The organism is Mesorhizobium sp. CNPSo 4670 (assembly GCF_057784235.1).
The window spans coordinates 1-8,074 of the sequence record NZ_JBWJFQ010000044.1 but is presented as its reverse complement, the minus strand read 5'-3'; the positions used below and the strand labels follow the sequence as shown (position 1 = coordinate 8,074).

Below are 8,074 nucleotides of genomic sequence, written 5' to 3'. Positions count from 1 at the left end.
GTGACAGGGTGGTTGTCTTTGGACTCGATGACGCTCCCATATTTGCCGGCTTCTTCCTGGAGCCGTATGGTGACCTAGACGTGCAGGCAGTCCAGGCTGATGTGGTCAATGCGATCTTGACTCTGCAGAAGGATCGGCCGGATATCGGCATGCTCTTGCTTGAGTGTGGCGGGCTGGGACCATACGCGGCTGCAGTTCAAGAGGCGACTGACCTTCCAGTGTTTGATTATACATCCATGGTTGAATTCTTCGTCGGTGGCCTAACACGCAAACCATTCACAGGGCTCCTCTGATAACGGCTTGGTCGGCGGGGGGCGGAAGCCCCCGTCTCCCCGCCACAGCGAAGCAACCCTGGTACGCGCCGCAGACGAGCCGCCTCATCAGCAGAAGCGGACATAAGGCTGTAGTTAGTCATTTGCCCGTTACTTCGACAGGTTGAAGTCAAGCGCTTGCCGAGCTCTCTACTTCGTCGGCGTGTGACATCTTTCGCGGGGTCATGCTTCTCTGCGTCTACGTAACCGCCGCGAGTTGCCACTTTACGGATAAGTTGTGGAGTGGGGTCGGTCGAGTTGACGGCTGTCGCGTGGAATGCTGCCGTTGGTTTGGGAGCAGCGGCGGTCGACGACGGATGGTCAGTCGAGGAGCAACAGCGAGAGAAGCGCTCGAGCGTTTGTTTGAGCCAAGAGTGCGGATCGACGTTGTTGAGCCGAGCAGTGGCCAGCAGGGTGGCGATGGTCGAACAGATTCTTCCTCCGCCGCCGTTGCCGGCGAAGAGCACGTTCGACGGTGTTGTTGTCGAACTCGACTCGGCATCATGAAGGAAGCGCTCGAGGATTTCGCGCCGAGCAATGGCGTAGCGGACGGGCTCGGCCAGTTTCGATTTCCCCGGGAGTCGTGGAAGCTCCGCCGCCCATAGATTGAAGAGTGCGGCGGCGATCGGCGCAGATTTCTCCTGCCGGATCGCCGCCCGGATTCGGCGCTCTGACCGCGAACCTCTTTCTCGACGCTCCACAGCGGGGCCATCATCTCTCACCGGCGGCACAAACCTCATTGCTGCTTGGCAAAAGAGCTTGTGATGACCCAACTTCGGCAACGCATGAGCGAGGACATGGAGGTGCGCAACCGCGCGCTCAATACCCGGCGCTTGTAGTCAGAAGCTACATTGAGGAGCGGCTACACCGGGGCCGCTGGTGCTTCGGCAAGACCGCCGATGCAAACCTCCCTTGACGCCGTGCCGCTAGCGAAGGAGAAAATGATCGCCGCCTGATCCCATCGGACAGGCCAGACCGACCACTTTCCGACACCAACTGCCCGAGTAAGTGCAAACTTCTACACCGAATGTCCTCGCCCCCGAGCAAGTAGCGGGCGAACAGAGAAACCTGCTGCAGATATGTGGGCATTATGAAGCTGTTGCACTGACGCCGGGAATGGTCATCAGTCCGCGTCACGCGCTGTCATATCGGACCAGCCGCAGCAGCGCGTGGTGCAAGATCGCAAACTGCTTCCGCAAGGCCTGCCGGGCATCCAGAAGAGCCGTCGTGATCTCGTGCAGCTCTGGCGTGTCCGCCACCAACTCCTAAACCCGCTGCTCGAACTTGAGGCCGAAGTTGCGCAGAAGGCCCCGCACCTCGTTCTCGATCGCTGCGGCCTTTTCATGCTGGGACATGCGGCCGGTCAGCAACGCCGGCCGCTTCTGGCTTGCCATTGTCTTCACATGCACGGGCCGGAAGAGGTTGACTCGAGCCATTTGAGCCAGCCCGCGGGCATCGTTGAGGTCTGTCTTGTTGGGGCTTGGCATGTCGCGTCTCAAACGTAGACGACCGACATCCCGGCCATGGCGAAGGCTTCGAAGAGCCACTGCGACAAGGGCCCCGCCTCCAATGCGATCCGCTCCAGGCGCCAGCCTCGCAACAGCTGCAAGAGATCTCCCGGGTGCGTGGCCACCCTGCTCTCGGCAGATCTTCCCTGCTTCGTCGACGATGCATAAGGACGTTTCCTTGAGCGGGATGTCAAACCGGCAAAGTATTTCATGGCGCGCCTCTCCTTGAGTCTTTCGAGGCCCTCACTTCGACCATCAGCCGAGACGCAGTCACTTTCCCAATGACATGCGCCCGGGGAGGGCGAACACCCCATCTGGTGATCCTCAGATCACCAGCGCCATGACATCATAGTCCTCCTATAAATGGAATGTCGCCGCTCTTACAACGTCGGATTCCGTTTCCGGTAGACCACGCGAGGCCGTAACCAATGGCCCTCGTCGAGGTTCGGGCTTTCATAATCGCACGAGGGATCATATCTCATGCCGATTTTCTGCATGACCCTTTGGCTCGGCACATTCGCCTTGGTCGTGAGGCCAACAACCTCCGACAGACCGATTGACCAGGCGAAGCCGAGCCATGCGCGCGCGCCTTCCGGCGCAAGTCCTTTGCCCCAATGCTCTTTTGCGAGCACCCACCCGATTTCAACGCGCGGATGGGTGGGAATTGCAGCCTGCGCCGACTCGGAGAGGACGCCCAGCCCGATCATACCGATAAATTCGCCGCAGCCCTTCAGCTCCGCCGCCTGAAAATGAAAGCCGTTGGTCCGGGCACATTCGATCGCTAGGCCGATCTCGACATTCACTTCCTCGGCCGTCCGCACTTTGGGATAGAACCGGTTGACGCGGGCATCACCGTAAATGCTTGCCATTTTGCTTCGGTCTTTGTCCTGCCAGGGACGCAATATCAAACGTTCGGTCGCCAGCCTCATGCCAAATTCCTATGTTTTTGAACGGATGTCTGTAAAGCAGCCAGCCAGAATTCAGTCGGCGGCGGCTTTCATGCGGCTTGAGGAAACCTTCACGTAAGATATAGTTCAGACGTCTTCTGAATCGACCCCCCTGAAGTTGCTCCATTATAGCCGCAAGATACACTGCTAGGAACTGAACCATGCCCTTGCTCTCCTTATATAAAGCTCGTCTGTATTTCATAATTCCTAGACTTTCTTATGTGAGTGTATTTCTTACTCGGACATTCGGGTTGCCAGCCCTCGTAGTTTGACAGACCGCCGTTATCGGCAGACGCTCCATGGTCTTAACGCCGCAGCATTTGGCACCGAATGTCGGTGCAAAGGTGTACACAGCCATCCGTTGCTACGCGGTAGCTCTAGGCCAGCATCGCCATAGCTCTATCACGTCGCCACAACGGGTAGCGTTAAATTTAACTAAGCTTTAGCCACCTGCCTTTTCGGAAAAATTTAATTTTGGAAATAAATGTACAAAAATCACAAGGGTTCGACCGTTTTATATTACATGCCTCTCCCAGAAGCATGCTGATGGCCGCTCCTGAGGCAGCCTGCCTTCGGCCAGATCCGCATCGCCCACATGCATAGACCAGAACCCGTCCGCTTCCGGTGGAGCCGACATCGGTGAGGATAGCGCCCTTGTAAAGCGCCGGTGCGATATCCTCAGCCACGGCGCCGTAGGCACCGGCGGGCACTGAGACGATGACGAGGTCGGCCCCGCGCACCGCCTCCTTTGCGTCGGTCGTATAGCCGTCGCCGAGCTTGAGCTCCTCTGCGCGCTTCAGGGTCTCGGCGCTACGAGTTGCAATGGCGATATAGCCGGCTAGCCCCTCGCGGCAGATGACGCGCGCCAGCGAAGAGCCAATCAGGCCGATGCCGACCAAGGCGATCTTTTCAAACAGGGCTTTTGGCATGGTTAGCTTTTCAGGAATTCGGTGAGTGCGGCGACTACGCCGCGATTGGCTTCTTTGGTTCCGGCCGTCATCCGCAGCGCATTGAGAAATCGTAGCCTGCAACCCGCCGTAGAGTATAGCCGCGCGCCGTGAGATAATCGTCGACTGCTTGCGGACATGCGCCTTGATCTTCCCCAGGCTGACGATCCCGTCAAACCCGTCCCCGTCGTGCTCTCTATTCCACCAATGTTCGTGAGGATCACCTCGTACCAGGCGCCACCTGCGCTGGTGCGGGTGTAAGGGCCGCAGAACGTTCCTCCCCACGGTTCGGAAATGGTGTGATGGACCAATCGATTAAGTCGACAGCACGCTGAAGTATCACCTGGGTCTCAGCACGGCTGGGTGAAGCGGCGATGACATGTCCGAGACAGTCTCGGTAATCGCCTTTCCTGACGATCGGCGTCTTGGGTTCAAGATACAAGGTTACCTCGGCGACGCCTGATATGGCAGCCGCGCGAGTGCCATCGATCCAATCAAGGATGCCGTCGCGATCAGGAAGGAGTTTCCACGCGGCCGCAACGTGCGAATGCCTTCTGCGCAAATCCCATTCGTAGCCCATGACAAGCTTGATGTGCTCGGCGATGAGATCGACACCGTAAGCCAGCTGAACCCGCCGAGGATTGGTTCCGCCCGCAAGGCGCGGATTGACTTCGATGACGACTGGGCCACGCTTCGTCCACCGTAATTCAATGCACGTGGGGCCCCAGCCAAGGCCGAGAGCTCGCAAACAGCTCAGCGAAACATCGGCGATACGCTCATGCTCGTCATCAGTCAGCGGGGCTGGAAAGATGCTCTCACGAACGACGAAATGCGGTGGAGGGCCGAAGTCGGCGGTGTGAATCCCAATGACCTCATTTCCCATTATCTCAACGCAATACTGGGGGCCTTGTGCGAATTCTTCGACCAGTATCCTCGGCGGGGACCGCCATATGTGCTGCCCGCCCAACAGATAGGTCGTATGTTCGGCTAACTCATCGAGGTTGCGGCACAATCGGACACCTCTGCTGCCGCTGCCCACAGCTGGCTTAAGAATTACCGGCAGCCCGATCTCCGCGGCAGAGCTTTCAACCTCCGTCTCGCTCGCTGCCAAGCGATAAGCAGGTATTGAAACGCCGGCCCCCGCAAGGAGCTGGCGTTGAGCGAACTTGTCGCAGCAGCGTTCAATCGATGCGGGGTTCGGCCCCGGTAGATCGAAATACCGGCAGAGCTTGGCAACCGTTGCATAGACTGAGTCCACGACGCCCGTGATACCAGCAATGTCATAGGTCGCACGTAGCTGGGAACATTCGCGGATCAGCGCATCGAGATCGTCTGTATCGACAAGGATTGCCTCAATGCTTTCCGCCGCATGATAGTCGTAGCGAGCTGGATCGGCCGACAGGGTAATTGGATGAAGTCCAAGACGCCGGGTCGCTTGGACGTATAGCGGACCATTAGCCAATGTGCCTTCAATCAGGATGAGTGCTCTTTTTTTTCTCATTGGCTATTGACCTCCGCTGCGTGCTGTCCCGCGGTCTGAGTGTAAATCGGCATCAGCTTTTTATCCGTGCCTGACCTCAGACTTTGCAGTTAAATACCATTGTCAGCGATCTGCGGTCGCAAAGATTCTGTAAATTCATCTTGAAGGATCTGTTGCTTCATTGTAAGCGGCCGGGCCAACCCACGTAGCTTTGGGACCGTTGCTAACTCATTTTCTGCATGAATCGTGCGGAAAATTCTATGAGCGACAGTGTGAACCATCATCGAACCTTCGAGGTTTTGACGGCGGAGCCGGTGCGGTCTCGACGCAAGCCGCGTCATCGATCGGATGCAGAAGGCACAGCTTGTCGCGGAGGGTTCTCGCCGGGGGCCAATGTGTCGGCGATTGTGCGTTCTCCGGGACTGGACCCCTCGCAACTATGCGTGGCGTCGCAAGGCGCTTTCGTTGGGAATGATTGCGCCGTTGACGGAGGGGCAGGTCAAGCCGGTCAAGTTCACGCGTTTTGAAGCGGTGGGCAGCGCCATGTTGGAAATCGTTGAGGGCGATGTTGTGGTGCGCGCCAGCGGCGATGTTGATCCAGATCAACTGGCCAGGATCATCCGGGGCGGTGCGCAACGCTAGCAATTTATTTCCCGACAGATATGTAAGTTCGAGTGTCGCACAGTGCTCGGTATCATTTCTGTTCATTTCAGATCCCCGCATTGCGCATATTGCATTTCGTGTGTCAGCGTCTCGCCGATTCACAACCATTTATACAGTCGTCCGTAGCTTACCAGAATACATGGCCTCTCTCAAAGGCTGCTGCATTACACAATTATGAAATTTTCATAATTCGTGCTTGTCCGCCGAGATTAGGACCCTACCATGCGCGAACTCCGCGAGAGCACTTTTGACCGGCTTCTGCCTTCGCTTTCGCGTGTAACGCCGTCTGCAGTTTTTGGACACTTGGGGCGGCCGATCGACGACGGCATGTTGCTTATAGGCTGGCTCCAGCCTGCGATTGTGGGTTCCGGTGCAAACTTTCCGCTAAAGCGGGGTGATTTTATCTGTCTCCGTGGTGGTTTCGCCAGTCTCCTCGACCAACTTGTGCTGCTCGATGAGCCGGCGAAAGTTCGACTTGTGAATGACCCTGCCGGCGAGCGCCTCTACGGTGCACTGCAGTTGAAGAGAGGTGAAGGCCGCCGGTATCAGTTCGAACACGACCGGCCGGTATTTGATCTTGGAGCGCAGCCGCGCAATGCCCGTCGCCAAGATCCGGCGATGATCGGCAATCATGGACTTGCCGCGAACCGGCGGGGGGAGGACCGAACTGCGCGTCGCCTCTTTCACCAGGGCTATTTCGTAAAGCAAGCTCATAGCGCTTGAGTGCGAGATCCTCGTTCCACGGACGGTCGTCGAAGCCGAAGGCGATCGGATCGCCTGTTTGCACCGTCTCGGTCGATCAGCTTCGTGAAGAGATCTCACTGGTATGTCGTGGGTTGGTGGGTTGGCGCGGTAAGACATCCCCCGACTCTCGCCGCCAGAGCCCAATGCCGCCCATTTCCTGCGATAGCGACGAGGCAGTGGTATCCCGAGCAGTGTAGCTAAGACGCCAAGGGCGGCGAAATCAACGTGCGGAGCGTAATCATGCGCTAGCTCGCGCTGCGGCCCCGTTCTAACACTCGGCCGGCACCTCCAACCACCAATTCGATGCCTGGCCGGAATGCTCCAGCGCAAGATCGCAACATCGTTGTTATCGATAGCTTCATGAATGTGTACCTGGCACCCGCCCAAGAGCGCCATGGATAAAGAAGCTCGCGCTCAATACAGGCCCCGTCGCCCGTTCAGTCGCTGAGTTGTAGGACGTCCCAGGGCGCAATCGCGCCACAAAGCCCCTATCTCGTTGATCAACCCTGCCCCCGTCGTGACACATGCCGGGAACGCAAGCTATCGGTGCTCCGGATGGTATTGAGCAAAAAGGCTAGGTTCTAAAATCGGCGCTTGAAACTTCCGTTGCAGGTCACCGGCGGTTTTTTGTTCGATCTCCAGACGGCGACACCTAACACACTGCGATGCCGGAAGCGGTGGTCGTCAACGACACTGGTCATGGCAGGTACTAGCGCCCATCTCGCTTCTAGATGACCCGGGTACATAATCTGTATTTGACGAAATCATCCTGGCCAATGATGCTCAACACAAGCAAGCACAAATCGCGGGCCATAATCAACCACGTTGAATAAAAATGCGCGGCATTGAAGCTCGCCGGATTTGCAGAGTGGCGCGCTACCTCCACCAGAATCTCAGCTTGGCCATCGGTCGAAAACAGTGCGGCTGGAGGTAAAAAGGCGGCTTCGTACGGCGTCGAGTATGTTCGAAACGAGGATAGCGGGACGGTATCGTGGAGTGCCCGTTTTGGAACAGTGTGAAGAGGGCGGATAACAGGGTTGAAGGCGGACATAGACGCTCTGCGGATTCGAGACCCCGCGGATTCCAGGCAAGATGCATGCATGCTGTTACGCACAGCAAAATATCTGCTGTATTTTAAGACGGTTCGGCGTTCGTCCAATGTCACGCTTCGAATAAAAGCCGAATTGGTTGCCTCGTGCAATCGTCGTGTATCAAGATAGGAGAACTGCCATTGTCTGCGTTTGGTCAAGAAGAATATCGCGCACGAACGACCCGGCTGCGGCAGAAGATGGCGGAGCGAGGAATCGACGCGTTACTTGTCTTGACTGAAGGTAACATGAACTACCTTACAGGCTACGAAGGATTCTCAGACTATGTTCCGCAACTGGCTCTTGTCTGCCAGAATGAGGAGGATCCGTGGCTTATATTACGTGAGATGGATACTTTGTGTGCAGACGCCAGCTCGTACCTGCCG

The 8,074-nt window shown here is 57.1% G+C and carries 6 protein-coding genes and 6 pseudogenes; 3 read left to right on the top strand and 9 right to left on the bottom strand.

Annotated elements, in window-relative coordinates; translation table 11 throughout:
- Positions 1 to 293 (top strand): aspartate/glutamate racemase family protein (locus AC0ZT5_RS34645; protein ID WP_488499591.1); only part of this gene is annotated, 293 nt, incomplete at its 5' end.
- Between the two features lie 359 nt (positions 294 to 652).
- Here the strand turns inward: AC0ZT5_RS34645 and AC0ZT5_RS34640 are convergent.
- From AC0ZT5_RS34640 to AC0ZT5_RS34610, 7 genes and pseudogenes are all read right to left on the bottom strand, one after another.
- Positions 653 to 784 (bottom strand): annotated as a pseudogene (locus AC0ZT5_RS34640) (transposase domain-containing protein); the annotation flags it as partial.
- A gap of 33 nt (positions 785 to 817) precedes the next feature.
- Positions 818 to 1,029 (bottom strand): annotated as a pseudogene (locus AC0ZT5_RS34635) (IS66 family transposase); the annotation flags it as partial.
- A gap of 418 nt (positions 1,030 to 1,447) precedes the next feature.
- A pseudogene (locus tag AC0ZT5_RS34630) lies at positions 1,448 to 2,031 on the bottom strand (IS110 family transposase); the annotation flags it as partial.
- A gap of 168 nt (positions 2,032 to 2,199) precedes the next feature.
- Positions 2,200 to 2,748, bottom strand: a complete 549-nt coding sequence (locus AC0ZT5_RS34625; RefSeq protein ID WP_488500097.1) for a GNAT family N-acetyltransferase — start codon at positions 2,746 to 2,748, stop codon at positions 2,200 to 2,202.
- A 641-nt stretch (positions 2,749 to 3,389) separates the two neighbouring features.
- Positions 3,390 to 3,695, bottom strand: a pseudogene (locus tag AC0ZT5_RS34620) (prephenate dehydrogenase/arogenate dehydrogenase family protein); the annotation flags it as partial.
- A gap of 2 nt (positions 3,696 to 3,697) precedes the next feature.
- A pseudogene (locus tag AC0ZT5_RS34615) lies at positions 3,698 to 3,828 on the bottom strand (histidinol-phosphate transaminase); the annotation flags it as partial.
- A 105-nt stretch (positions 3,829 to 3,933) separates the two neighbouring features.
- Positions 3,934 to 5,214: an ATP-grasp domain-containing protein gene (locus AC0ZT5_RS34610; RefSeq protein ID WP_488500096.1), complete on the bottom strand. Its 1,281-nt coding sequence runs from the start codon at positions 5,212 to 5,214 to the stop codon at positions 3,934 to 3,936.
- Positions 5,215 to 5,658: 444 nt separating this feature from the next.
- Between AC0ZT5_RS34610 and AC0ZT5_RS34605 the strand changes: the two genes are divergently transcribed.
- Entirely contained in the window at positions 5,659 to 5,835 is a 177-nt protein-coding gene (locus tag AC0ZT5_RS34605; RefSeq protein WP_488500095.1) for a hypothetical protein, read from the top strand.
- A 426-nt stretch (positions 5,836 to 6,261) separates the two neighbouring features.
- Here the strand turns inward: AC0ZT5_RS34605 and AC0ZT5_RS34600 are convergent.
- Both AC0ZT5_RS34600 and AC0ZT5_RS34595 read right to left on the bottom strand, forming a co-directional pair.
- Positions 6,262 to 6,625: pseudogene (locus AC0ZT5_RS34600) on the bottom strand (NrtR DNA-binding winged helix domain-containing protein); the annotation flags it as partial.
- A 702-nt stretch (positions 6,626 to 7,327) separates the two neighbouring features.
- Positions 7,328 to 7,651: a hypothetical protein gene (locus AC0ZT5_RS34595; protein ID WP_488500094.1), complete on the bottom strand. Its 324-nt coding sequence runs from the start codon at positions 7,649 to 7,651 to the stop codon at positions 7,328 to 7,330.
- Between the two features lie 180 nt (positions 7,652 to 7,831).
- On the opposite strand from AC0ZT5_RS34595, the gene AC0ZT5_RS34590 reads away from it, so the two are divergent.
- A partial coding sequence (locus AC0ZT5_RS34590; RefSeq protein WP_488500080.1) for an aminopeptidase P family N-terminal domain-containing protein occupies positions 7,832 to 8,074 on the top strand: 243 nt, incomplete at its 3' end.